Annotated in this window: 26 protein-coding genes and 1 riboswitch; of the genes, 23 read left to right on the forward strand and 3 right to left on the reverse strand. The window is 42.4% G+C overall.

Going from position 1 to position 22,550, the window contains the following annotated elements; all coding sequences use genetic code 11:
* Positions 1 to 261 precede the first annotated feature (261 nt).
* The 8 genes from V6D42_RS03570 (at position 262) to ribT (ending at position 6,090) form a co-directional block, all read left to right on the forward strand.
* The gene (locus V6D42_RS03570) at positions 262 to 468 is read left to right on the forward strand and encodes a zinc ribbon domain-containing protein (protein ID WP_333512381.1); all 207 of its coding nucleotides are present in this window, start codon (positions 262 to 264) and stop codon (positions 466 to 468) included.
* 155 nt (positions 469 to 623) lie between these two features.
* Positions 624 to 1,178, forward strand: coding sequence for a signal peptidase I sipS (gene sipS / locus V6D42_RS03575; protein WP_333512382.1), 555 nt, complete (start codon positions 624 to 626; stop codon positions 1,176 to 1,178).
* Positions 1,179 to 1,416: 238 nt separating this feature from the next.
* Positions 1,417 to 1,761 (forward strand): hypothetical protein, encoded by a 345-nt coding sequence (locus V6D42_RS03580; RefSeq protein ID WP_333512383.1) that lies wholly within the window; start codon positions 1,417 to 1,419, stop codon positions 1,759 to 1,761.
* Between the two features lie 118 nt (positions 1,762 to 1,879).
* Positions 1,880 to 2,025, forward strand: a riboswitch (FMN riboswitch).
* A gap of 128 nt (positions 2,026 to 2,153) precedes the next feature.
* The gene (gene ribD, locus V6D42_RS03585) at positions 2,154 to 3,239 is read left to right on the forward strand and encodes a bifunctional diaminohydroxyphosphoribosylaminopyrimidine deaminase/5-amino-6-(5-phosphoribosylamino)uracil reductase RibD (RefSeq protein WP_333512384.1); all 1,086 of its coding nucleotides are present in this window, start codon (positions 2,154 to 2,156) and stop codon (positions 3,237 to 3,239) included.
* Between the two features lie 10 nt (positions 3,240 to 3,249).
* Entirely contained in the window at positions 3,250 to 3,897 is a 648-nt protein-coding gene (gene ribE, locus V6D42_RS03590) for a riboflavin synthase subunit alpha (protein ID WP_333512385.1), read from the forward strand.
* A gap of 14 nt (positions 3,898 to 3,911) precedes the next feature.
* On the forward strand, positions 3,912 to 5,108 hold the full coding sequence (locus tag V6D42_RS03595) for a bifunctional 3,4-dihydroxy-2-butanone-4-phosphate synthase/GTP cyclohydrolase II (protein WP_168748151.1): 1,197 nt from the start codon (positions 3,912 to 3,914) through the stop codon (positions 5,106 to 5,108).
* A 32-nt stretch (positions 5,109 to 5,140) separates the two neighbouring features.
* A complete protein-coding gene (ribH, locus tag V6D42_RS03600) occupies positions 5,141 to 5,605 on the forward strand; it encodes a 6,7-dimethyl-8-ribityllumazine synthase (RefSeq protein ID WP_003223915.1) in 465 nt (154 codons plus the stop codon).
* A 110-nt stretch (positions 5,606 to 5,715) separates the two neighbouring features.
* Positions 5,716 to 6,090, forward strand: coding sequence for a GNAT family N-acetyltransferase RibT (gene ribT / locus V6D42_RS03605; protein ID WP_003223910.1), 375 nt, complete (start codon positions 5,716 to 5,718; stop codon positions 6,088 to 6,090).
* A 13-nt stretch (positions 6,091 to 6,103) separates the two neighbouring features.
* Here the strand turns inward: ribT and V6D42_RS03610 are convergent, their stop codons facing one another.
* Positions 6,104 to 6,628: a DUF309 domain-containing protein gene (locus V6D42_RS03610; RefSeq protein WP_333512386.1), complete on the reverse strand. Its 525-nt coding sequence runs from the start codon at positions 6,626 to 6,628 to the stop codon at positions 6,104 to 6,106.
* An 87-nt stretch (positions 6,629 to 6,715) separates the two neighbouring features.
* Positions 6,716 to 6,805, reverse strand: a complete 90-nt coding sequence (locus V6D42_RS03615) for a YjcZ family sporulation protein (RefSeq protein ID WP_032731254.1) — start codon at positions 6,803 to 6,805, stop codon at positions 6,716 to 6,718.
* A 215-nt stretch (positions 6,806 to 7,020) separates the two neighbouring features.
* Between V6D42_RS03615 and scpA the strand changes: the two genes are divergently transcribed.
* From scpA to aroD, 15 genes are all read left to right on the forward strand, one after another.
* Positions 7,021 to 7,776 carry a segregation/condensation protein A gene (scpA, locus tag V6D42_RS03620; protein ID WP_326129896.1) on the forward strand — a complete coding sequence of 252 codons (756 nt, stop codon included), beginning with the start codon at positions 7,021 to 7,023 and terminating at the stop codon, positions 7,774 to 7,776.
* Positions 7,766 to 8,359 (forward strand): SMC-Scp complex subunit ScpB, encoded by a 594-nt coding sequence (gene scpB, locus V6D42_RS03625; protein WP_333512387.1) that lies wholly within the window; start codon positions 7,766 to 7,768, stop codon positions 8,357 to 8,359. The genes scpA and scpB overlap by 11 nt, the downstream gene beginning before the upstream one ends.
* A gap of 57 nt (positions 8,360 to 8,416) precedes the next feature.
* Entirely contained in the window at positions 8,417 to 8,956 is a 540-nt protein-coding gene (locus V6D42_RS03630; protein ID WP_010334784.1) for a YpuI family protein, read from the forward strand.
* A 120-nt stretch (positions 8,957 to 9,076) separates the two neighbouring features.
* Entirely contained in the window at positions 9,077 to 10,225 is a 1,149-nt protein-coding gene (locus tag V6D42_RS03635; protein ID WP_333512388.1) for a D-alanyl-D-alanine carboxypeptidase family protein, read from the forward strand.
* Positions 10,213 to 10,803: a spore maturation protein SpmA gene (gene spmA, locus V6D42_RS03640; RefSeq protein ID WP_333512389.1), complete on the forward strand. Its 591-nt coding sequence runs from the start codon at positions 10,213 to 10,215 to the stop codon at positions 10,801 to 10,803. The genes V6D42_RS03635 and spmA overlap by 13 nt, the downstream gene beginning before the upstream one ends.
* Before the next feature lie 4 nt (positions 10,804 to 10,807).
* Complete coding sequence (gene spmB, locus V6D42_RS03645; protein WP_010334782.1) at positions 10,808 to 11,344, forward strand: spore maturation protein SpmB; 537 nt, start codon at positions 10,808 to 10,810, stop codon at positions 11,342 to 11,344.
* A 91-nt stretch (positions 11,345 to 11,435) separates the two neighbouring features.
* Complete coding sequence (rluB, locus tag V6D42_RS03650; RefSeq protein ID WP_010334781.1) at positions 11,436 to 12,170, forward strand: 23S rRNA pseudouridine(2605) synthase RluB; 735 nt, start codon at positions 11,436 to 11,438, stop codon at positions 12,168 to 12,170.
* A 93-nt stretch (positions 12,171 to 12,263) separates the two neighbouring features.
* Positions 12,264 to 12,803 (forward strand): thiol-disulfide oxidoreductase ResA, encoded by a 540-nt coding sequence (gene resA, locus V6D42_RS03655; RefSeq protein ID WP_010334780.1) that lies wholly within the window; start codon positions 12,264 to 12,266, stop codon positions 12,801 to 12,803.
* The gene (resB, locus tag V6D42_RS03660; RefSeq protein ID WP_168748148.1) at positions 12,800 to 14,428 is read left to right on the forward strand and encodes a cytochrome c biogenesis protein ResB; all 1,629 of its coding nucleotides are present in this window, start codon (positions 12,800 to 12,802) and stop codon (positions 14,426 to 14,428) included. The genes resA and resB overlap by 4 nt, the downstream gene beginning before the upstream one ends.
* 19 nt (positions 14,429 to 14,447) lie before the next feature.
* The gene (gene ccsB, locus V6D42_RS03665) at positions 14,448 to 15,623 is read left to right on the forward strand and encodes a c-type cytochrome biogenesis protein CcsB (RefSeq protein ID WP_333512390.1); all 1,176 of its coding nucleotides are present in this window, start codon (positions 14,448 to 14,450) and stop codon (positions 15,621 to 15,623) included.
* 82 nt (positions 15,624 to 15,705) lie between these two features.
* The gene (resD, locus tag V6D42_RS03670; RefSeq protein WP_010334777.1) at positions 15,706 to 16,428 is read left to right on the forward strand and encodes a DNA-binding response regulator ResD; all 723 of its coding nucleotides are present in this window, start codon (positions 15,706 to 15,708) and stop codon (positions 16,426 to 16,428) included.
* On the forward strand, positions 16,425 to 18,191 hold the full coding sequence (gene resE, locus V6D42_RS03675) for a sensor histidine kinase ResE (protein ID WP_333512391.1): 1,767 nt from the start codon (positions 16,425 to 16,427) through the stop codon (positions 18,189 to 18,191). Before resD ends, resE begins: the two co-directional genes overlap by 4 nt.
* A gap of 190 nt (positions 18,192 to 18,381) precedes the next feature.
* Complete coding sequence (gene sigX / locus V6D42_RS03680) at positions 18,382 to 18,966, forward strand: RNA polymerase sigma factor SigX (RefSeq protein WP_268445971.1); 585 nt, start codon at positions 18,382 to 18,384, stop codon at positions 18,964 to 18,966.
* Positions 18,902 to 19,999 (forward strand): sigma-X negative effector, encoded by a 1,098-nt coding sequence (locus V6D42_RS03685; RefSeq protein ID WP_333512392.1) that lies wholly within the window; start codon positions 18,902 to 18,904, stop codon positions 19,997 to 19,999. Before sigX ends, V6D42_RS03685 begins: the two co-directional genes overlap by 65 nt.
* 102 nt (positions 20,000 to 20,101) lie before the next feature.
* Positions 20,102 to 20,863 (forward strand): type I 3-dehydroquinate dehydratase, encoded by a 762-nt coding sequence (gene aroD / locus V6D42_RS03690; RefSeq protein ID WP_333512393.1) that lies wholly within the window; start codon positions 20,102 to 20,104, stop codon positions 20,861 to 20,863.
* Positions 20,864 to 20,916: 53 nt separating this feature from the next.
* Here aroD and serA read toward each other — a convergent pair whose 3' ends face one another.
* Positions 20,917 to 22,494 carry a phosphoglycerate dehydrogenase gene (gene serA, locus V6D42_RS03695; protein ID WP_333512394.1) on the reverse strand — a complete coding sequence of 526 codons (1,578 nt, stop codon included), beginning with the start codon at positions 22,492 to 22,494 and terminating at the stop codon, positions 20,917 to 20,919.
* Positions 22,495 to 22,550: the final 56 nt, after the last annotated feature.

The following is a 22,550-nucleotide window of genomic DNA, read 5'->3' on the forward strand; positions in this document are numbered from 1 at the left end:
ACAAGGTAGATATAGAAGGCATTGAGAGATTTGAGTTGAATCCTATAGCTATGTTTCGATTGATTGTAAATCATAACTGTGTTCAATCACCAAAACACTGATTTTGATACGCTCAAATAGGTAGAGCATTCCTTGTCGTTCAGATATCACCCATGGGGAAAATTTAAACAAATTTTAAAGTTGACATGTTTCATCCCAAAAGGCACTTGTAGTAAAATGAAATAATATCAATGTTATTTTTTTGAAAAGGGGCTACGTTTGATGAACAACAAGGGCTGTATAAAATGCGGAAGCACTGAAGCTGGCCAAAAAGAAATTGCCACAAACGGAACCGGATTGTCAAAGTTGTTTGATGTGCAGCATAACCGTTTTCTCGTTGTCTACTGCAAGAAATGCGGATATTCGGAGTTTTATAATAAAGAAACTTCAACTGCCGGCAATATATTGGATTTGTTCTTTGGAGGCTGATTGATTCTTCTTCCGATTTCATAAGGAAATGGGAACAAATTGATTTTGGCAGGAGAATGAATAGATGTGAAAATTCGCTTCAATGGTCCTAATGGGATTTCTTATCAATTCGTGATAACATAAATTGAAGACCGTTGTTTATTGGAGGAAATCAGTTGAAATCGGAAAACGTTTCTAGGAAAAAATCAATATTTGAATGGGCCAAAGCGATTATTATCGCAGTTGTTCTGGCATTACTCATCCGCAATTTTATTTTTGCGCCGTATGTCGTTGATGGTGAGTCCATGGAGCCTACCCTTCATGACCATGAAAGGGTTTTTGTCAATATGACAGTCAAGTACATAGGCGAGTTTAAGAGAGGGGATATCATCGTGCTAAACGGGGATGATGTCCACTATGTCAAGCGGTTGATCGGCCTGCCCGGGGACACAGTCGAAATGAAAAACGACCAGCTTTATATCAATGGAAAAAAAGTGGCTGAGCCTTATTTGAAGGCAAATAAAAAGCAAGCAAAAGAAAAAGGATATGACCACCTAACTGATGATTTCGGCCCGATCAAAGTGCCTGATAACAAGTATTTTGTTATGGGGGATAACCGCCGAAATTCAATGGACAGCCGAAACGGGCTTGGACTCTTTACGAAAAAACAAATTGCGGGTACGTCAAAGTTTGTTTTCTTCCCATTTAGCGACATTCGTAAAACCAACTAAGTATAAGCAGTTTCCTGAAAAGGAACTGCTTTTTTTATTCTTTTTCTCATGCATCCCCTAAAACCAGAACATAAATTCGTATATCTATAGAAAAGAAATTTTTGAAGAAATGTGAAACATATTCCCGTTATGCATCGTTATATTAATAATTTACGAGAATTTACGGTTTTTTATTCATGAAAAAAAGGAATAACTCATATGAATGAATAGATTCATATTGGCTGGAGGTTTTTTTAAAATGGGAAGAATAAAAACCAAGATTACCATTCTGTTAGTACTTCTGGTTTTACTTGCAGGGGGTTATATGTACATAAATGATGTGGAACTGAAGGACGTTCCGACAGCGATTGGACAAACCTTGTCCTCCGAAGAAGAAGAGTATACAATCCAAGAATATCAAGTGACAAAAATTGACGGAACAGAATATCATGGAGAAGCAGATAACGGCACGAAGATCATCTTCAACGGAAAAAAATTAAATCAAGATTTGTCTGATATAAAAGAAGGCGATAAGATCAAGGCGTACTTCAGCAAAACAAAGCGGATCGACGGTTTAATCAAGGTTGCAAAAATAAATGATTAACTAAAAAACACCTTTCGAACGATGGGTGTTTTTTCGATTTCTCAAATTGTAAGTTTATTTCATTGCGTACTTAAGAAAGGACCGCTATAATAGCCATTAAGGACAAATGAATAAAGATTGTATCCTTCGGGGCAGGGTGGAAATCCCGACCGGCGGTAGTAAAGCGACATGCGCTTTAGAGCCCGTGACCCGTGTGCATATGTACGCGGTGGATTCAGTTTAAGCTGAAGCCGACAGTGAAAGTCTGGATGGGAGAAGGATGAAGAACCGCTATGCAAAATGTATCAACATGCATAGTGTTATTTCCTATTGCGTAAAATACCTAAAGCCCCGAATTTTTCTAAATTCGGGGCTTTTTTGACGGTAAATGAATAAAGAAGGGAGGGAAACAGATGGAAGAGTATTATATGAAACTGGCGTTAGATCTTGCGAAGCAGGGTGAAGGACAGACCGAATCGAATCCGCTCGTGGGCGCTGTTGTGGTGAAAGACGGACAGATTGTCGGGATGGGCGCGCATTTAAAATACGGCGAAGCTCACGCAGAAGTCCATGCTATCCATATGGCAGGCGCACATGCAAAAGGCGCTGATATTTATGTCACCCTTGAACCATGCAGCCATTACGGAAAAACACCGCCTTGTGCCGAACTGATTATCAAGTCCGGGATAAAGAGAGTATTTGTCGCAATGAGAGATCCTAACCCGCTTGTGGCCGGACGGGGAATCAGCATGATAGAAGAAGCCGGCATCGAAGTAAAGGAAGGCATTCTAGCAGATCAGGCGGAACAGCTGAATGAAAAATTTCTGCATTTTATGAGGACAGGCCTCCCTTACGTCACATTAAAAGCTGCCGCAAGCCTAGACGGAAAGACAGCGACCAGTACGGGTGACAGCAAATGGATCACATCAGAAGCTGCAAGACAGGATGCTCAGCAATACAGGAAATCACATCAAAGCATTTTGGTCGGAGCAGGCACTGTGAAAGCTGACAATCCAAGCTTAACCTGCAGGCTGCCGGATGTTTCAAAACAGCCGGTCAGGGTGATACTTGATAACGAACTTTCGATTCCCGATGACGCAAATGTGATTTGCGATCAGGCAGCGCCGACTTGGATTTTCACAACAACACATGCTGATGAGGACAAGAAAAAACGGTTTTCCGCTTGTGGAGTGAAAATATTTACTCTGGAAACAGAACGTATACAAATTCCCGATGTGCTGAAAATCCTTGCAGAAGAAGGCATCATGTCGGTGTATGTGGAAGGCGGGTCAGCTGTTCACGGAAGCTTCGTCAAAGCAGGCTGTTTTCAAGAAATCATCTTCTATTTTGCCCCTAAATTAATCGGAGGAACGCTTGCTCCCAGCTTAATCTCCGGTGAAGGTTTTCAATCAATGAAAGATGTCCCCTTATTACAATTCACAGATATAACCCAAATTGGCCGTGATATCAAACTGACGGCAAAACCGAAAAACGAGTAGGATGGTGACCATGTTTACAGGAATTATAGAAGAAACAGGCACAATCGAATCCATGAGAAAAGCAGGCTCCTCTATGGCCTTAACAATTAAATGCTCAAAAATATTAGAGGATGTTCACTTGGGCGACAGCATTGCAGTGAATGGCATTTGTCTGACTGTTACTGATTTCACGAAAAGCCAATTCACGGTTGATGTCATGCCTGAAACAGTCAAAGCAACGTCGCTGAACGATTTATCAAAAGGCAGCAAAGTGAATTTGGAAAGAGCGATGGCGGCAAACGGGCGATTTGGAGGCCATTTCGTTTCAGGACATGTTGACGGAACCGCAGAAATCACCCGTATTGAAGAAAAAAGCAACGCAGTTTACTATGATTTGAAAATGGATCCGTCATTAACAAAAACGTTGGTTCTAAAGGGATCTATTACAGTTGACGGTGTGAGCTTAACCATTTTCGGGCTGACAGATGATACGGTGACAATTTCTTTAATACCGCACACCATCAGCGAAACGATTTTTTCCGAAAAAACGATCGGCTCCAAAGTGAATATCGAATGCGATATGATCGGAAAATATATGTATCGATTTTTGCATAAAGCCAATGAAAATAAGAACCAACAAACCATAACAAAAGCCTTCTTAAGCGAAAACGGCTTTTAGAGAGGAAGATTAGCATGTTTCATCCGATAGAAGAGGCATTAGACGCTTTAAAAAAAGGCGAAGTCATCATTGTTGTTGATGATGAAGACAGAGAAAATGAAGGAGACTTTGTGGCTCTTGCGGAGCATGCGACTCCTGAAGTGATTAACTTTATGGCGACGCACGGAAGAGGGCTGATTTGCACGCCTCTCAGTGAGGAAATCGCTGACAGGCTCGATCTTCATCCTATGGTTGAGCACAATACAGATTCCCACCACACTGCTTTTACAGTAAGCATTGACCACCGTAAGACAAAAACGGGAATCAGCGCACAGGAAAGATCATTTACTGTCAAAGCTTTGCTGGACAGCGGTTCAGTGCCAGCAGATTTTCAGCGTCCGGGGCACATTTTTCCCCTGATTGCGAAAAAGGGAGGTGTTCTGAAAAGAGCGGGCCATACAGAAGCGGCAGTCGATCTTGCTGAAGCTTGCGGTTCTCAGGGAGCAGGCGTCATTTGCGAAATTATGAATGAAGACGGAACGATGGCAAGGGTACCTGAGCTGATAGAAATTGCGAAAAAGCATCAATTAAAAATGATCACCATTAAAGATTTAATTGAGTACCGCTACAACTTGACAACACTTGTAGAGCGGGAAGTCGATATTACCTTGCCTACTGATTTTGGCACATTTAAGGTGTACGGATACACAAATGAGATCGACGGAAAAGAGCATGTCGCATTTGTGATGGGAGATGTGCCGTTTAATGAAGAACCAGTATTGGTCCGGGTTCATTCAGAGTGTCTCACAGGTGATGTGTTTGGGTCTCATCGCTGTGACTGCGGCCCGCAGCTTCACGCTGCGCTGACGCAAATTGCCGCAGAAGGCCGGGGAGTGCTTTTGTATCTCCGCCAAGAAGGCCGGGGCATCGGTCTGATCAATAAGTTAAAAGCCTATAAGCTTCAGGAAGAAGGATATGACACCGTAGAAGCTAATGAAGCGCTTGGCTTTTTGCCTGATTTGCGCAATTACGGCATTGGTGCTCAAATTTTACGCGATCTCGGCGTGCGGAATATGAAGCTTTTGACGAATAATCCGCGGAAAATTGCCGGACTTGAAGGTTACGGGCTCAGTATTACAGAAAGAGTGCCGCTTCAAATGGAGGCCAAAGAGCATAACAAAAAATATTTGCAAACAAAGATGAACAAACTAGGTCATTTACTTCATTTCTAATAACAAAAATCACAAAAAAGGATGGGAATCATATGAATATCATACAAGGAAATTTAGTTGGTACAGGTCTTAAAATCGGAATCGTCGTAGGTAGATTTAATGATTTTATTACAAGCAAGCTGCTGAGCGGTGCAGAAGATGCTTTGCTCAGACACGGCGTGGATACAAACGATATTGATGTGGCTTGGGTTCCGGGCGCATTTGAAATTCCTTTCGCCGCTAAAAAAATGGCGGAAACAAAAAAATATGACGCCATTATTACACTCGGCACTGTCATCAGAGGCGCAACGACTCATTATGATTATGTCTGCAACGAAGCCGCAAAAGGCATCGCGCAAGCAGCGAACACAACAGGCGTACCAGTGATCTTTGGAATTGTCACTACGGAAAACATTGAGCAGGCCATTGAACGGGCTGGAACAAAAGCGGGCAACAAGGGCGTAGATTGTGCTGTTTCTGCCATAGAAATGGCAAATTTAAACCGTTCATTTGAATAATTTGCTGAAAACAGTTTAAAAATATGGCGAAAATGATATAATGTGAGAAAACGGATCACCTATACTTTTCCGTTTGATAGAACTGGACATTAGGATATAGAGGGGTTTTTATGTTAATTCGTTATAAAAAATCGTTTGAAAAGATTGCGATGGGACTTCTTTCATTTATGCCGAATGAAAAAGATCTTAAGCAGCTTCAGCAGACAATTAAGGACTACGAAACGGATACAGACCGCCAGCTCTTTCTTTGGAAAGAGGACGAGGATATCGTCGGAGCAATCGGAGTTGAAAAAAAGGATTCCGAGGTTGAAATCCGGCATATCAGTGTGAATCCTTCTCATCGCCATCAAGGAATCGGAAAACAGATGATGGATGCTTTAAAGCATTTATTCAAAACGCAGGTACTGGTTCCGAATGAATTAACGCAGAGCTTTTTCGAACGCTGTCAAGGTCAGCAGGATCAAGACATTTCATACAATAATTAAGCAGAGGCTGTTATCAGCCTCTGCTTTTTTTTCTTCGCTCAATTTCTTTCTCGCGTTCACGGATGACATCAGTCCGATCCCGCAAACGATGTTTATGAATAAGAAATCTATCGGTGAGTGTGCTGGGCTGCCCCCATGTGTAAGCTTTTCGCTTGCATTCAATGCGGCATGCTTCCTCCAGCCTCTCATCTTTAATTGGCAGCATGATGCTTTTATAGGAAGATCCCAGTTCAATTTGTTCGTAAACCGACTGTATAAGCTCCAGTAAACGGGTATGATCAAGCCCCAAATCTTCCACCGCTTGTTTTTCCGCTTGAAGAATCCGTATGCTGTTTGCCAGCAATTTTTTGGCTCCGGCTGTATTCTGTCTTCTATGATGATACAAAGCAACAGCAAGCTGGATAAAGCCGACCCAATGTATTTTTCGTTTGTTCGGAGGATCTTCCTTCCAATATTCTTCTAGTATTTCATGGCATTCAAAATAATCTCGTGTTGCGTGAAATTCAACGAGATAATCGATATAAGCTTTCGGGTACAAGATGCTTCCTCCTTTTAATCCGCCTTTAGTGTAACACAGGACAGATGAAAGGAAAAAACAGCGCATTGGATCCGCTCTTTTTTAGTTCTAGCAAATCCAAGCAGCACCTACGATAATTAACAGAATAAACAAAACGACAATTAAAGCAAAACTGCCGCTGAAGCACTTTTCTCCCATGAACATTCAGCCTCCTTTGTTATGGTCTACGCGAGCATCCTATGTACACCTGCCCTTTTTTGTGTAGGCGGATATCTTGTTATTTTGAATATTCAGCACAAATCTCTTGAAGTACAGGAAATGAAATAGTATTGGACGAGAGCTTTTTGGTGGCTTATACTAAAGGGTAGCCAGTTTATCCGGCAATGAGAGTGATACTTGAAAATGGTGAGATGATGGAAGAATATCAAGTAAAAATTGATACGTTTGAAGGCCCATTGGACCTGCTGCTTCATTTAATCAATCGTCTTGAAATTGACATATATGATATACCCGTGGCGAAGATTACTGAACAATATTTATTATATGTACATACGATGCGTGTGCTTGAGCTTGATATCGCCAGCGAGTATTTGGTGATGGCTGCAACACTGCTCAGTATCAAAAGCAGAATGCTGCTCCCGAAGCAAGAGGAAGAGCTGTTTGAGGATGAATTGCTTGAGGAAGAAGATCCCCGGGAGGAACTGATTGAAAAGCTGATTGAGTATAGAAAATATAAAGACGCGGCGAAGGAATTAAAGGAACGGGAAGAAGAAAGACAAAAATCATTTACGAAACCGCCGAGTGATTTGAGCGAATATGCAAAAGAAGTGAAACAATCGGAGCAAAAGCTGTCAGTCACGGTATACGATATGATTGGCGCTTTTCAAAAAGTGCTGAAGCGAAAAAAAATAACAAGGCCGATGGAAACAACAATTACAAGACAGGAAATACCAATCGAAGACAGAATGAATGAAATCGTCCACAGCCTGAAATCAAAAGGGAAAAGAATCAACTTTATGGATCTTTTTTCATATGAGCAAAAAGAACATTTAGTTGTCACGTTCCTGGCAGTTTTAGAACTGATGAAAAATCAGCTGATTTTGATTGAGCAGGAGCGGAATTTTTCAGATATTTACATTATGGGGAGTGAATCCATTCATGGGGCTTGATATCGTGAATTGGAAAGCTATAGTGGAAGCCCTTCTATATGCGGCAGGCGATGAAGGACTGACCAAAAAACAGCTGTTAACAGTGCTTGAAATAGAAGAGCCTGAACTGAACACCATTATGGCGGATGTGGCAGACGAATACCGACATGATACAAGAGGTATTGAACTTATTGAATATGCAGATACGTACATGCTTTCCACCAAAAAGGACTTTGCGCCGTACTTGAAAAAACTGATCGAAGTACCGTCGAAAGGCCTTTCCCAAGCATCTTTGGAGGTGCTGGCGATTGTTTCATATAAACAGCCGATCACAAGAGCGGAAATTGAAGATATCAGAGGTGTGAAATCAGAAAGAATTTTACACAGCCTTGTCGCCAAGGCGCTGCTGTGTGAAGTCGGGCGCGCTGACGGTCCGGGACGGGCCATTTTATACGGCACGACGCCGACTTTTCTTGAGCAATTCGGCTTAAAAACGCTGGAAGAGCTTCCGCCGCTGCCTGAGAATGCGGAAGATGACGTTCTTCAAGAAGAAGCGGATTTATTCTTTGAAAACTTTAACCAAACCTTTGAAGATATAAAATAGAGAAATAATGAATCGCGTTTTTTCATCAACATAAGATATAAGGAAGAAGTAGCTATCATGAAAGAAGCAAAATGTGAGAGACAAAGACATGAGGGGAAGATACCAAACGAAATGGGACATTCGATTGTGCGAGTGCAGACTCAAAAAACAGGCGAATTCTTATCAATGGTTGTCAATACCGTTAATGATTATTTAAATCAAACCACGCTGGCGTCTATGCAGGCTGAATTGCCTGTTGAAGAGGCTTATTGCTGTGATGTGCTGAGCACGCTGAGAAGAATGACAGTATTTTGTGAAGGAGGCGCTGAAGCATGCCGCCGCCTCCTTATACAAGAGCCTTTTCAGGAAACCAGAGCGGAAAAAACACTTTACAATGTATATCATCAATGCATTGAAGAGTTCTTTATGCCAAAGAAAGACACCTGGTGTGAAAACAGCCGGGCGTCATATACCGGAGTCAGCGCAATTGAGTTCTACCATGCTGTTCCGCAGTCTCTGGAGCAATTATTATTGCCGCTGAGCGCAGCGTTTCTGAAGATGAGGGAAGAATTGGCTCATTACGAAGCGTCCGGATCTAGCATGGCATCAATCAGATAACACTTACTCTCCTTTTACGGGAGAGTTTTTTTATGTTTGCAGGCCAAGACACAATTGTTATTCATAACTGATGGACATGCGCATAAACTTGTACAAACCACCACAAGGACGTGAACAAACATGCGCATTTTTAAAAAAGCTGTATTAATCGTCATTATTTCTTTTCTATTTGCAAATGTAAATGTGAACACAGCCCATGCAGCTATAAATGTCAGTGCGAAGAGCGCGATTGTCATTGACGGCACATCAGGAAGAGTGTTATTTGCCAAGGACGAGCATGAAAAAAGGCGAATTGCCAGTATTACAAAGATCATGACCGCTGTTCTCGCCATTGAATCAGGAAAAATGGAAGAAACCGTGACTGTTTCTGCAAATGCGGTCAGAACAGAGGGCTCGGCCATTTATTTAACCGAAGGGCAAAAAGTAAAATTAAAGGACCTTGTGTATGGCCTGATGCTGAGATCCGGGAACGATGCTGCTGTTGCGATCGCTGAGTATGTCGGGGGAAGCCTCGATGGATTTGTCTATATGATGAACCAAAAAGCAGAGCAAATCGGTATGGAGAATACCCGTTTTCAAAACCCGCACGGATTGGACGACCATGAAAATCACTACTCATCAGCGTATGACATGGCTATTTTAACGAAATACGCCATGAAGCTCAAAGACTATCAAACCATCTCCGGTACAAAAGTATACAAAGCAGAAACAATGGAAAGCGTGTGGAAAAACAAAAATAAATTGCTGACGATGCTGTATCCATACAGTACAGGGGGGAAAACAGGCTATACCAAGCTTGCAAAACGCACACTGGTTTCAACCGCTTCAAAGGACGGCGTTGATCTGATAGCCGTGACCATTAATGACCCTGACGATTGGGATGATCATATGAATATGTTTAACTATGTATTTAAGCATTTTCAAACATATTTAATCGCAAAAAAAGGAGACATTCCGAAGCTCAAAGGTACATTTTATGAGTCCAAAGCTTTCATCAAACGAGACATCACCTATTTGCTTACCGAAGAAGAAAAAGAAGATGTCAAAATTAACACTACGCTGCTCAAACCGAAAAAAGCCTGGGAAAAGGATGCTTCAAAAATTCCGGATATTGTAGGACATATGAAAGTCATGTTCAATGATGAAACCATTGCAAAAGTGCCGATCTATTACGAAAACGAACGAAATCAAAAACCGAAAAAAAAGTTTTTTGAAACATTTAAATCAATTTTTCTGAATGCGGCTGGCGGGGCAAAATGGTCAATATAATCTGGGTCAGCTTAACTGTGATCGGGCTAGTATTTGCGATGTGCAATGGAACGCTGCAGGATGTAAATGAGGCGGTGTTTAAAGGAGCCAAAGAAGCCGTCACAATCTCATTTGGACTTATGAGCGTGCTTGTTTTTTGGCTGGGTTTAATGAAAATAGCTGAACAGTCAGGATTGCTGGATATTTTCAGCCGTATGTGCAGACCTTTTATTTCTAAGCTGTTCCCTGACATACCGCCGGATCATCCCGCAATGGGCTACATTTTATCAAATCTCATGGCGAATTTCTTCGGCCTGGGGAATGCGGCCACACCTCTTGGCATTAAAGCAATGGAGCAAATGAAAAAACTGAATGGAAATCGTTCGGAAGCGAGCCGTTCCATGATCACTTTTTTGGCTGTTAATACTTCCTGCATTACTCTCATCCCGACAACGGTTATCGCCGTGAGAATGGCCTATTCCTCCAAAACGCCGACAGATGTCGTCGGACCGAGCATTTTGGCGACACTCATTTCTGGAATCGGCGCCATTATTATTGACCGGTATTTTTATTACCGCCGTAAAAAGAAGGAGAGGTAAGCCGATGGAAATTATCAACTGGCTGTCTTTAGCCATGATCCCTATCATTATTGCCGGCATTCTTCTTTATGGAACAATCAAAAAGGTGCCGACATATGAATCCTTTGTTGAAGGCGGAAAAGAAGGAATTGAGATCGCATTTTCGATTATCCCTTACTTAGTCGGGATGCTTGTTGCAATTACCGTTTTCAGATCATCAGGCGCGCTTGACTTTTTTATGGATCTTTTAAAGCCGGCCTTTTCGGCCATCGGCATACCGGCTGAGGTGGTTCCGCTTGCGCTGATCCGTCCGATCTCCGGTACGGCTGCTCTGGGAATGACGACCGATTTAATTGCAGTTTATGGACCGGACTCCTTTATTGGCAGGCTGGCATCGGTGATGCAGGGGTCAACGGATACAACACTTTATGTGCTGACTGTGTATTTCGGAGCGGTCGGCATTAAAAAAATGGGTGATGCGTTAAAGGTAGGACTTCTTGCTGATTTAATCGGTGTAGTTGCATCTATCATCATCGTTACGTTATTATTTGGGAGCGCCTGAAAATGGCGTTTTTTTAGATAAAGCATGCGAAATCTGAAAAAGCTTGTTTGTTTAGGTTGAAAAAAGTAAGATAATACTTGAGGTGAAAGACATGGAAAGACTGCAAAAAGTAATTGCTCACGCCGGAGTTGCATCGCGCAGAAAGGCAGAAGAGCTGATTAAAGAAGGAAAAGTAAAGGTGAACGGCAAAGTAATAACAGAGCTTGGTGTTAAAGTAACCGGTTCTGATCAGATTGAAGTAAACGGTTTGAAGGTGGAACGTGAAGAGCCTGTTTATTTTCTTCTATATAAACCAAGAGGCGTGATTTCCGCAGCGGAAGATGACAAAGGGCGCAAAGTCGTGACTGACTTTTTAAGAGAAGTGCCGCAGCGCATTTATCCGGTCGGACGTCTGGATTACGATACTAGCGGTCTTTTGCTTTTAACCAATGACGGCGAGTTTGCCAACAAGCTGATGCATCCTAAATATGAAATAAACAAAACATATGTAGCAAAGGTAAAAGGCATACCGTCTAAAGAGCTGATCAGAAAGCTGGAGCGCGGCATTATGCTGGAAGAAGGCAAAACAGCGCCTGCCAAAGCGAAGCTGCTTTCATTGGATAAGAGAAAACAAACAAGCATTATACAGCTGACCATCCATGAAGGACGGAACAGGCAAGTGCGCCGCATGTTTGAAGCGATTGGACATGAAGTAATCAAGCTGAAGCGGGAAGAATACGCATTTTTAAATCTGAGAGGCTTAAATACGGGAGACGCAAGAGAGCTCACGCCGCATGAAGTCAAAAGACTCAGAGCGCTAGCGGAACACGGTAAAAACGCTTTCTAAGTTTCACATAACCTTCAAAAAGTTAGAAATGTGAAATGAATGTGCAATGATATAATTGAATGGATCTGCAATAGGGGAAGGGGGCAGTGGACAATGAAGAAAAAAAGGCGTTTATTCATTCGGACAGGCATCCTTCTCATTTTGATCTGCGCGCTGGCCTATACAATATACAATGCTGTATTTGCCGACAAAGAGAGCATATCTGAAGGATCCGAGGCACCGAATTTTGTCCTTGAAGATACGAATGGGGAACGTATTGAACTGAGTGACTTAAAAGGAAAAGGTGTTTTTTTGAATTTCTGGGGCACCTGGTGTGAGCCGTGCAAAAAAGAATTTCCTTATATGGCGAACCAATACAAATATTTTCAAGACCAAGGCGTTGAAATTGTCGCGGTGAATGTTGGGGAGTCAAAGATAGCAGTACATAATTTTATGAAATCCTACGGAGTGAATTTTCCGGTTGTCCTGGATACAGATCGTCAGGTGCTTGATGCCTATGGCGTATCTCCGCTTCCGACAACCTTTTTAATCAATCCGGAAGGAAAAGTTGTCAAGGTGGTGACCGGCACTATGACAGAAAGCATGATCCATGACTATATGAATCTGATAAAACCCGGAGCGACCTCGGGATGAAACAGGTAAAATGTGAATGCGGACATATCAACCCGGTCGGAACCGTTTTATGTGAATCATGCGGCAGGGCGCTTCAGGAAACACAGCCCCCGCTTGCCGATATGAGATACGATGGAAGTGCTAGACGCTCACAAACCTATAACAAAACGATCATTGATAAAATATGGAACTTCTTTTCTTCGGTTAAGGTCGGAATATGGCTTATCGTCATAACCCTTGCAGCATCAGCATTCGGGACTATTTTTCCTCAAGAAGCCTATTTGCCCCCCGGTGCTCAGGCTGATACATATTATAAAGAACAATACGGCACGTTCGGCCAGCTTTATTATTTACTCGGGCTCCATCATTTATATGGATCTTGGTGGTATTTGCTGCTGATTGCCTCTATCGGCATTTCTCTTGTCATCTGCAGCCTTGACCGCGTGATTCCCCTGTACAGAGCATTGAAAAATCAGGGTGTCAGGAGAAGCCCTGTTTTCTTAAAAAGGCAGAGGCTGTTCAGTAAAACCGAGACCGAGCTCAACAAGGAAGAAAAAGAAAAGATTGTCACTCTCTTAAAGAAAAAGCGTTATAGAATCAGAGAAAAAGAGGGCAGCATTCTGGCGGAAAAAGGACGTTTTTCCCGCTGGGGTCCGTATGTTAATCACATAGGATTAATCATTTTCCTGATTGGCGCAATGCTAAGATTTGTGCCGGGCATGTACATCGATGAAACGCTCTGGGTCAGAGAAGGCGAAACTGCGGCAATTCCAGGCACAGACGGAAGATATTATTTGAAAAACAATCAATTCAGCGTAGAGACTTATAACAGCGAGACAGAAAAAAAGGTGTTCGCTGATGCCATTGACAGAGTCGGAAGCGGAAAGGTCGCGAAAAACTTTCAAACAGACGCAGTTCTCTATAAACGGGAAGGCAAAATTGTCTATGGAGAGAAGCCGAAGCTGAAAAAAGTAAAAGAAGAAGATATTCGTGTGAATCAGCCGCTGCGCTTTGATTCGTTTTCTGTTTATCAGGTGGATTATAAAGAGAATCAGCTTGATCAGATGGTGTTTCAGCTGATTGACAAAAAATCAAAAAAATCCTTTGGGAGCTTAAAGATCAACCTATTGGATCCAGATTCGGTTTATGATCTTGGCAACGGTTACAAAGTTGAGGTCGCCAGCTACCTTCCTGACTTCTATTTTAATCAGGACGGAGAGCCGAGCACAAAAACAAAAATCCCAAACAATCCGGCTTTTGTTTTTAATATCATAACGCCAGATAAGCCAAAAGGCGAAAAAAGCTTTGTGGCCATTCAAGAAACAATTGAAGGATCGGGCAGTAATAAGTACAAGTTAAAATTTGACCATGTCGAAACGAAAAACATAACCGGTCTGACAGTCAGAAAAGATCTGACGCTTTGGGTGCTTGCCATCGGCGGAGCCATTTTTATGATTGGCGTCATTCAAGGCATGTACTGGCAACACCGCAGAATCTGGCTGCATACACAGGATGGTGCAGTCATGGTTGCCGGCCATACCAATAAAAACTGGTACGGACTAAAGCAGGATTTAACATTTGTTTTAGCCGAAACGGGGCTGACTGAACCAGCAGACCAAAAAGAATTAATGAAAACACAGAAATAGGCGAAAAGGGAGTGGTGTCATGGCAGAGCTGAGCGGAAATTTTCTTTATGCGGCCTTTCTCGTGTATTTAATCGCGGTCCCAATTTTCGGAGGGGCCATACGCGGAAGGAAAAATAAAAAAGACAGGGCAAACCGGTGGGCGACGATCGGGATTACCCTTTCGATTATCGGTTTTCTCTGCCACCTGGGCTATTTTATGACAAGGTGGGCTGCCAGCGGCCATGCGCCTGTCAGCAATATGTTTGAATTTACAACAGCCTTTGGCATGATGCTTGTGCTTGCGTTTATTATCCTTTATTTTATCTATCAATTGCCTTCATTAGGTCTGTTTACACTATCGATCGCTTTATTGCTAATTGCTTACGCCAGCATGTTTCCGACGGACATTTCGCCTTTAATTCCGTCATTGCAGAGCAATTGGCTGTATATTCACGTAACCACGGCCGCGCTGGGGCAAGCGATACTCGCCATCAGTTTTGTCGCAGGTGTCATTTTTCTATTGAAGCATGTTGACCAGACAAAACCAAGTAAAAAAACCTTTTGGCTTGAAGCTATCATGTTTATTATGGTGACGGCAGTTGCCTTTATTGTGATAACATCTGTGTTTCGTTTTGCCGGCTATGAAGCTGAGTTTAACTGGGTGGATAAGAATAAGGAAAAAAGCGTGATGGTCTATGAAATGCCCGCACTTGTAGGCCCGCATGAGGGTAAGCTTATCACCGAGGGGAAAATGCAGCCTATTGCAGAGCTTCCGGCCCTTTTCTCAGGCAGAAAGGTAAACACGGTGATTTGGTCATTTGGAGCTGGACTCCTTTTGTATGGGGCGCTTCGCCTGATCGTCAGAAAAAGAATCAGTGCTTGTTTACATCCTCTGGTGAAAAACGTGAATCTTGATCTGGTGGATGAGGTTGGCTACAGGGCCGTTTCCATCGGTTTTCCGATTTTTACACTCGGCGCACTGATCTTTGCTATGATTTGGGCTCAGCTTGCTTGGACGAGATTTTGGGGCTGGGACCCGAAGGAAGTATGGGCGCTGATCACGTTTTTGTTTTACGCCGCATATTTGCATCTAAGGCTGTCAAGAGGATGGCACGGAGAGAAATCAGCATGGCTGGCCGTCATTGGTTTTGCCATCATTATGTTCAATTTAATATTCGTGAATCTTGTGCTAGCCGGACTTCATTCTTATGCATAGTCGATAACAAAGCGATACAGTTCTCAAACGTTCTCACGATTTGATAAAATGAAAGTAACAGAAGGAAAGCAGGGGGAAAACGATGGACCAAACCAATGAAACCAAAATATTAGTAGTTGATGACGAAGCCAGAATTCGCCGCCTTTTAAAAATGTATCTTGAACGTGAAAATTATGTGATTGAAGAAGCGGAAAATGGTGATGAAGCTATTGCCAAAGGCCTCGAAACTAATTATGACTTAATTTTGCTTGACCTTATGATGCCTGGCACAGACGGAATTGAGGTCTGCCGACAAATTCGCGAAAAGAAAGCTACACCAATTATCATGCTGACCGCTAAAGGAGAAGAAGCAAACCGGGTGCAGGGGTTTGAATCGGGAACAGATGACTACATTGTCAAACCCTTTAGTCCGAGAGAAGTTGTTCTGCGGGTAAAAGCGCTTCTGAGAAGGGCATCTCAAAACTCTTATTTCAATGCGAATACGCCGACGAAAAACGTGCTGGTGTTTTCTCATCTGTCAATCGATCATGATGCCCATCGGGTAACTGCAGACGGAACTGAAGTGAGCTTAACACCGAAAGAGTATGAGCTCCTTTACTTCTTAGCGAAAACGCCTGACAAAGTGTATGATCGGGAAAAGCTTCTCAAGGAAGTGTGGCAGTATGAATTTTTTGGCGATCTGCGTACAGTAGACACACACGTCAAACGTCTCCGTGAAAAACTCAATAAAGTATCACCGGGAGCTGCCAAAAAAATCGTCACTGTATGGGGCGTCGGTTATAAATTCGAGGTAGGCGCTGAATGAAATTTTGGAAAAGCGTAGTAGGCAAGCTGTGGGCTACGATCCTTTCGCTTGTCCTGATCGTATTATTTATTTTAACGGTTCTTTTACTCGAATTTATCGAAAATTATCATGTGGAAGAAGCCGAAAATGATTTAACCCAGCTTGCAAATAAAGTCGCAGTCATCTTAGAAAAACACGAGGATCAGGCGCTGGCAAGGTCAATCACTTGGGAGCTTGCTGATAACTTAACAAGCATTGCAATTATACAGGATGAGAAAAAGTACTGGTATTCGCCAAACGATAAAAATCGGCTTTCATCTATCACGCTTGAACAAATACAGCAGGACAAGGATTTACATCAGGCTCTGGACAACCATAAAAAAGTCAGTAAACGAACGGGCCTGAGTGGCAGAGACACGGATAATGAACGCCTAATTGTGGGTGTTCCGTATGAAAAAGACGGAAAAAAAGGCATGGTCTTTTTATCTCAGTCTTTGCTTGCCGTCAAAGATACAACAAAACACACGACCCGTTATATATTTCTTGCCGCAGGCATTGCAATTGTGCTGACCACATTTTTTGCTTTCTTTTTATCAAGCAGGGTCACGTATCCGCTTCGAAAAATGAGAGAGGGCGCACAGGATTTGGCAAAGGGCAAGTTTGACACGAAAATCCCGATTTTAACCCAGGATGAAATCGGTGAGCTGGCAACCGCCTTTAATCAAATGGGACGGCAGCTTAACTTTCATATCAATGCGCTCAACCAAGAAAAAGAACAGCTTTCAAACATATTAAGCAGTATGGCTGACGGAGTGATTACCATCAATATCGACGGCACGATTCTCGTGACAAACCCGCCGGCTGAACGTTTTCTGCAGGCTTGGTATTATGAGCAGAATATGAATATTAAAGAAGGCGACAATCTTCCGCCAGAAGCAAAAGAACTGTTCCAAAACGCTGTCAGCACTGAAAAAGAACAAATGATTGAAATGACGCTGCAGGGCAGATCATGGGTGCTGCTGATGTCGCCGCTGTATGCCGAATCTCATGTCAGAGGCGCGGTTGCCGTTCTTCGAGATATGACCGAAGAACGCCGCCTTGATAAATTGCGTGAGGACTTTATCGCAAATGTCAGCCATGAATTAAGAACGCCGATCTCCATGCTTCAAGGGTACAGTGAAGCCATTGTCGATGACATTGCGAGCTCCGAAGAAGACCGAAAAGAGATTGCTCAAATTATATATGACGAGTCGCTGCGGATGGGCCGTCTTGTCAACGATTTGCTTGATTTAGCCCGAATGGAATCAGGCCATACTGGATTGCATTATGAACAAATCAATCTTAATGAATTTATAGAAAAGATCATGCGTAAATTTTCCGGCGTTGCCAAAGAAAAAAATATTTCTTTGCATCAGGACATTTCTCTCACTGAAGAGGAATTGATGTTTGATGAAGATAAGATGGAGCAGGTGTTTACTAATTTAATTGATAACGCGCTGCGTCATACTCAATCAGGCGGCAATGTGTCCATCTCCGTTCATACCGTTAAGGATGGAGTAAAAATAGACGTCAAAGATTCAGGCTCCGGGATACCGGAAGAGGATCTGCCATTCATTTTTGAGCGATTCTATAAAGCAGATAAAGCACGGACAAGGGGCAGAGCAGGAACCGGACTGGGACTGGCTATTGTAAAAAATATTGTAGAAGCTCACAACGGTACCATTACAGTGCACAGCCGGATGGACAAAGGAACGACGTTTACGTTTTATATTCCGACAAAATGATAAAGTCGAGTCTGAATTTGCCGAAGAATCTTGTTCCATAAGAAACACCCGCTGACCTAAGCGGGTGTTTTCTTAATAAAATTTAAGGATATGTTAATATAAATTCCCTTCCAAATTCCAGTTTCTCGTAATATAGTTGTAATGTAACTTTTAAGCTATTATTACGACTAAAGGAACGGAGGGGTTTCCTATGGAAGAAACCTTTCAAGTGTTATATAAAACATACCATCAAGATTTATACCAATTTTTATTTTATATGGTAAAGGATAAAAGCCAGGCTGAAGACCTTCTTCAAGAGGTTTATATTCGTGTATTAAATTCATATCATACGTTTGAAGGAAGAAGCAGTGAAAAAACATGGCTTTTGTCGATTGCACGCCATGTGGCGATAGACTGGTTCCGTAAGCAGCAGACAATCAGACAGCGTGTACTCGGCACATTTGATTGGGATACACAGGATGTCAGAGATCAGCAATTGCTTCCGGACGAACTCGCGGTTCAACATGAAAATGTCCGGGAAATTTATGCTGCGCTTGATCAATGTACGATCGATCAAAGAGCTGTGATTATCTTACGGTTTATACAGGGATATTCAATACAGGAAACAGCCAATGCTCTGCGCTTCTCGGAAAGCAAAGTAAAAACGACCCAACACAGAGGGCTCAAGGTACTTCGGAAACATATGGAGCTTTTGAGGGAGGAGCTAATGGATGATGAAGTCAGATTGGAACGAAGAACAGATAAAGGAGTTGTTAAGTCAACTGCCGGCAGTTAAAGACCATCGTTCTCCGCAAGACATATACAAGCGGCTGTCGATGGTAAAACGGAAGAAAAAGCCCCCTGTAAAATGGATTGGCCCCGTATGTGCAGCAGCTGCTGCAGTTTATATCGCTTTCATTATTTCTCCTCATTTCTTTGATCAGGCAGAGCCTCAAAAAGAAGCGGTTAAAGAAAACGCTATAACGAAAACTGAGACAGCAGACAGTCAAAAAGCTGCACCGTTGCTGGATCATACTTCGTTTGTTGTTTCTGAAAAGGAACAGAGCAATTATATAACTGTAGCGTTTGCCGATGCCGATACGTCCACAATCGTACCCATCAGCATTAAAAAAACAAACTCAAACCAAAACATACAGGATGTCCTGTTTGCCAGTGACCAATCAGGCTATCTTGATCACGCCGTCACCATTCCATCCTTGATGGATGAAGTGAAAGTAACGGAGAAACAGAAAGAACTAAGAATACAAGTTAACGAGAACATTGAGGTTGATTCTCTAAAAGACGCTAAACTATTAAAAAAATTGCTGAAAGAAACAATGAAATGGAGCCCATATGAGAGAGTCAAGTTTTCAACCGATCAAAACGGGGCTGGTGCAAAAGTTGGCTCCTATGGCACTTTGACTGAAATTCCTGTTCACACACAGACGAACAAAGCTTACTATTTGTATCACAATGAAGACGGACAAGACTTTCTTGTTCCCACTGAAAAAACGTTTCAAACAATAAAAGAAGCGTTTAAGGAAATGGAAACAAACAGTAAACCGGATACAGAACCTGTTATTCACGCAGGTGATATCAAATCAATAACAGAAAAACATAAACATTTATATATTCACTTCTCAAAAAACTCGGCAGTCGAGGATTCAATCACCGGTATTTTAATGCTTGAGGGACTTCTTTTAACAGCAAAGGAATTTGGATTTACAAAAGTGACTTTTACAGAAACTAGATCAAATAAAATTGGAAAATATGATGTTTCAGATCCCATACCGGTACCCGCTGCCCCCAATCCGATTTCTTTAAACTGAAAAAGCCTTTGGGCTTTTTTGTTTTTAGATATAATAGGAATTTTCACAAAATAAGTGTAAGTGTATAATAGAATAAGTGAGGTTTGAAAGGATTTGAGATAAGTGAACACGCTAACAATTAAAGGAGTTTCCATCGGTGAAGGGATGCCGAAAATCATCGTTCCGCTGATGGATAAAACAGAAAAGCAAATTTTAAAAGAAGCAGAAGCTGTAAAATTACTGGATCCAGATATTGTCGAGTGGCGAGTCGATGGATTTGAAAAAGCAGACGACAGTGAAGCAGTCATAAAGATGATCTCAAAGCTGCGAGAGTCTTTGAGAGACAAGCTGTTTCTATTTACATTCAGATCGCATAAAGAAGGCGGGAGCACAGAAATGGATGTAAGTTCCTATATCGCTTTGCTGGAAACGGCTATCCGCACAAAAGATATAGACCTTATCGATATTGAACTATTTTCAGGAGAGGCGAACGTGAAAGCGCTAGTATCTTTAGCGGGAGAAAACGGTGTCCATGTAATTATGTCTAATCATGACTTTCAGAAAACACCTGCAAAGGACGAGATCATTTCTCGGCTTCGAAAAATGCAGGAGTTAGGAGCGCATATTCCGAAAATAGCTGTAATGCCGAAGGATACAGGTGATCTTTTAACCTTGCTTGATGCGACATATACCATGAAGACAAAATATGCGGACCGCCCGATGATCACAATGTCAATGGCGGGTACAGGATTGGTCAGCAGGCTGAGCGGTGAAATATTTGGATCAGCTTGCACATTCGGCGCAGGAGAAGAGGCTTCAGCACCTGGGCAAATACCAGTATCCGAGCTGAGAAACGTGTTAGAAGTACTGCACAAACATACATAAACAGAAACCGTTAAAAGCAAAAAAACTCAAGCTGCAAAGCTTGAGTTTTTTCATTATGGAAGATCAATAAGTTTTACAGACACAATATCAGGAACATCTGTTAGTTCTTTCACAATTTTATCTTCTAAATGTCTGTCAAAAGAAAGCATCATGATGGCTTCTCCGCCTTTTTCTTTACGGCCAACCTGCATGGTTGCAATATTAATATCGTTATCTCCGAGAATGCGTCCCACTCGGCCGATGACCCCCGTCGTATCCTGATGCTGGATATAAACCAGGTGGCCTGTTGGATAAAAGTCGATATTAAACCCGTTGATTTCGACAATGCGTTCTCCGAAATGAGGGATATAGGTAGCTGTAACGGTAAAGGTGCTGCGGTCTCCTGTCACTTTTACGCTAATGCAATTATCGTATCCAGATTCAGAAGTGGAAATCTTTTCACTAAAGCTAATGCCGCGTTCTTTTGCGACACCGCCCGCATTTACTTCGTTAACTGTTGAGTCAACGCGTGGTTTTAAGAAGCCTGACAGAAGGCTTTTTGTAATAAACGATGTTTCAAGTTTAGCAATTGTGCCTTCATATTGAATCGCGACATCCTGTACCGGCTCTTTCATGCATTGTGATACGAGGCTGCCGATTTTTCCTGCGATTTGGTGGTACGGCTTAATTTTAGCGAATTCATCTTTTGTCATGGCAGGCAGGTTAATGGCTGACATAACAGGAAGACCTTTTGCGAACTGCAGTACTTCTTCTGATACTTGCGCTGCAACATTCAGCTGCGCTTCTTTTGTCGATGCCCCTAGGTGAGGAGTGGCAATCACCAACGGGTGGTCGACGAGTTTATTATCAACCGGCGGTTCAACTTCAAAAACGTCAAGCGCCGCACCGGCAACATGGCCGCTTTCTAAAGCTTCAAGAAGAGCTGCCTCATCGATAATGCCGCCACGTGCACAGTTAATTAAGCGAACACCTTTTTTCGTTTTTGCAATCGTTTCTTTGTTTAATAAGCCTTTTGTTTCTTTTGTTAACGGCGTGTGCACAGTGATGATATCTGCGCTTTCCAAAACTTCTTCGAACGTACGGCTGTTGACACCGATTTTTTTCGCTCTTTCTTCTGTTAAGAAAGGATCAAAAACGTGCACGGTCATACCGAAGGCTCTCGCACGCTGTGCAATTTCGCTTCCGATTCTGCCTAATCCTACAATTCCAAGTGTTTTGCCGTAAAGTTCCGAACCGACATATGCTGTGCGGTTCCATTCTCTGGATTTTACAGAGATATTGGCCTGAGGGATGTGTCTCATTAAAGACGAGATCATCGCGAATGTGTGCTCAGCTGTGGAAATTGTGTTTCCGTTTGGCGCATTAATAACAATAACCCCATGTTTCGTCGCTTCGTCAATGTCAATATTATCCACACCGACACCGGCTCTTCCGACGATTTTCAAAGAAGTCATTTTTTGGAAAAGGCCTTCTGTTACTTTTGTCGCGCTTCGCACCAATAGAGCATCAAAGGTATGTAATTCATCCTCTGCATCTGCTACGTTTTTTTGGACGATTTCAATAAAGTCTGATTCAATAAGTGGCTGTAGGCCGTCGTTGCTCATTTTGTCTGAGACCAATACTCGAAACATCGTAAGATTTCCTCCTAAATTGACAAACTAAATATCTGATAATTTAACATATTCTC

This window comes from Bacillus sp. 0909A (assembly GCF_036765115.1).
Classification (GTDB): domain Bacteria; phylum Bacillota; class Bacilli; order Bacillales; family Bacillaceae; genus Bacillus; species Bacillus mojavensis.

Bases quoted from the DNA above. Each gene is read 5' to 3' on its own strand.
- V6D42_RS03570 (WP_333512381.1), top strand. From the start codon at position 262: ATGAACAACAAGGGCTGTATAAAATGCGGAAGCACTGAAGCTGGCCAA.
- V6D42_RS03580 (WP_333512383.1), top strand. From the start codon at position 1,417: ATGGGAAGAATAAAAACCAAGATTACCATTCTGTTAGTACTTCTGGTT.
- ribD (WP_333512384.1), top strand. From the start codon at position 2,154: ATGGAAGAGTATTATATGAAACTGGCGTTAGATCTTGCGAAGCAGGGT.
- ribE (WP_333512385.1), top strand. From the start codon at position 3,250: ATGTTTACAGGAATTATAGAAGAAACAGGCACAATCGAATCCATGAGA.
- V6D42_RS03595 (WP_168748151.1), top strand. From the start codon at position 3,912: ATGTTTCATCCGATAGAAGAGGCATTAGACGCTTTAAAAAAAGGCGAA.
- ribH (WP_003223915.1), top strand. From the start codon at position 5,141: ATGAATATCATACAAGGAAATTTAGTTGGTACAGGTCTTAAAATCGGA.
- ribT (WP_003223910.1), top strand. From the start codon at position 5,716: ATGTTAATTCGTTATAAAAAATCGTTTGAAAAGATTGCGATGGGACTT.
- V6D42_RS03615 (WP_032731254.1), bottom strand. From the start codon at position 6,805: ATGGGAGAAAAGTGCTTCAGCGGCAGTTTTGCTTTAATTGTCGTTTTG.
- scpA (WP_326129896.1), top strand. From the start codon at position 7,021: ATGGAAGAATATCAAGTAAAAATTGATACGTTTGAAGGCCCATTGGAC.
- scpB (WP_333512387.1), top strand. From the start codon at position 7,766: ATGGGGCTTGATATCGTGAATTGGAAAGCTATAGTGGAAGCCCTTCTA.
- V6D42_RS03630 (WP_010334784.1), top strand. From the start codon at position 8,417: ATGAAAGAAGCAAAATGTGAGAGACAAAGACATGAGGGGAAGATACCA.
- V6D42_RS03635 (WP_333512388.1), top strand. From the start codon at position 9,077: ATGCGCATTTTTAAAAAAGCTGTATTAATCGTCATTATTTCTTTTCTA.
- spmA (WP_333512389.1), top strand. From the start codon at position 10,213: ATGGTCAATATAATCTGGGTCAGCTTAACTGTGATCGGGCTAGTATTT.
- spmB (WP_010334782.1), top strand. From the start codon at position 10,808: ATGGAAATTATCAACTGGCTGTCTTTAGCCATGATCCCTATCATTATT.
- rluB (WP_010334781.1), top strand. From the start codon at position 11,436: ATGGAAAGACTGCAAAAAGTAATTGCTCACGCCGGAGTTGCATCGCGC.
- resA (WP_010334780.1), top strand. From the start codon at position 12,264: ATGAAGAAAAAAAGGCGTTTATTCATTCGGACAGGCATCCTTCTCATT.
- resB (WP_168748148.1), top strand. From the start codon at position 12,800: ATGAAACAGGTAAAATGTGAATGCGGACATATCAACCCGGTCGGAACC.
- ccsB (WP_333512390.1), top strand. From the start codon at position 14,448: ATGGCAGAGCTGAGCGGAAATTTTCTTTATGCGGCCTTTCTCGTGTAT.
- resD (WP_010334777.1), top strand. From the start codon at position 15,706: ATGGACCAAACCAATGAAACCAAAATATTAGTAGTTGATGACGAAGCC.
- resE (WP_333512391.1), top strand. From the start codon at position 16,425: ATGAAATTTTGGAAAAGCGTAGTAGGCAAGCTGTGGGCTACGATCCTT.
- sigX (WP_268445971.1), top strand. From the start codon at position 18,382: ATGGAAGAAACCTTTCAAGTGTTATATAAAACATACCATCAAGATTTA.
- V6D42_RS03685 (WP_333512392.1), top strand. From the start codon at position 18,902: ATGATGAAGTCAGATTGGAACGAAGAACAGATAAAGGAGTTGTTAAGT.
- serA (WP_333512394.1), bottom strand. From the start codon at position 22,494: ATGTTTCGAGTATTGGTCTCAGACAAAATGAGCAACGACGGCCTACAG.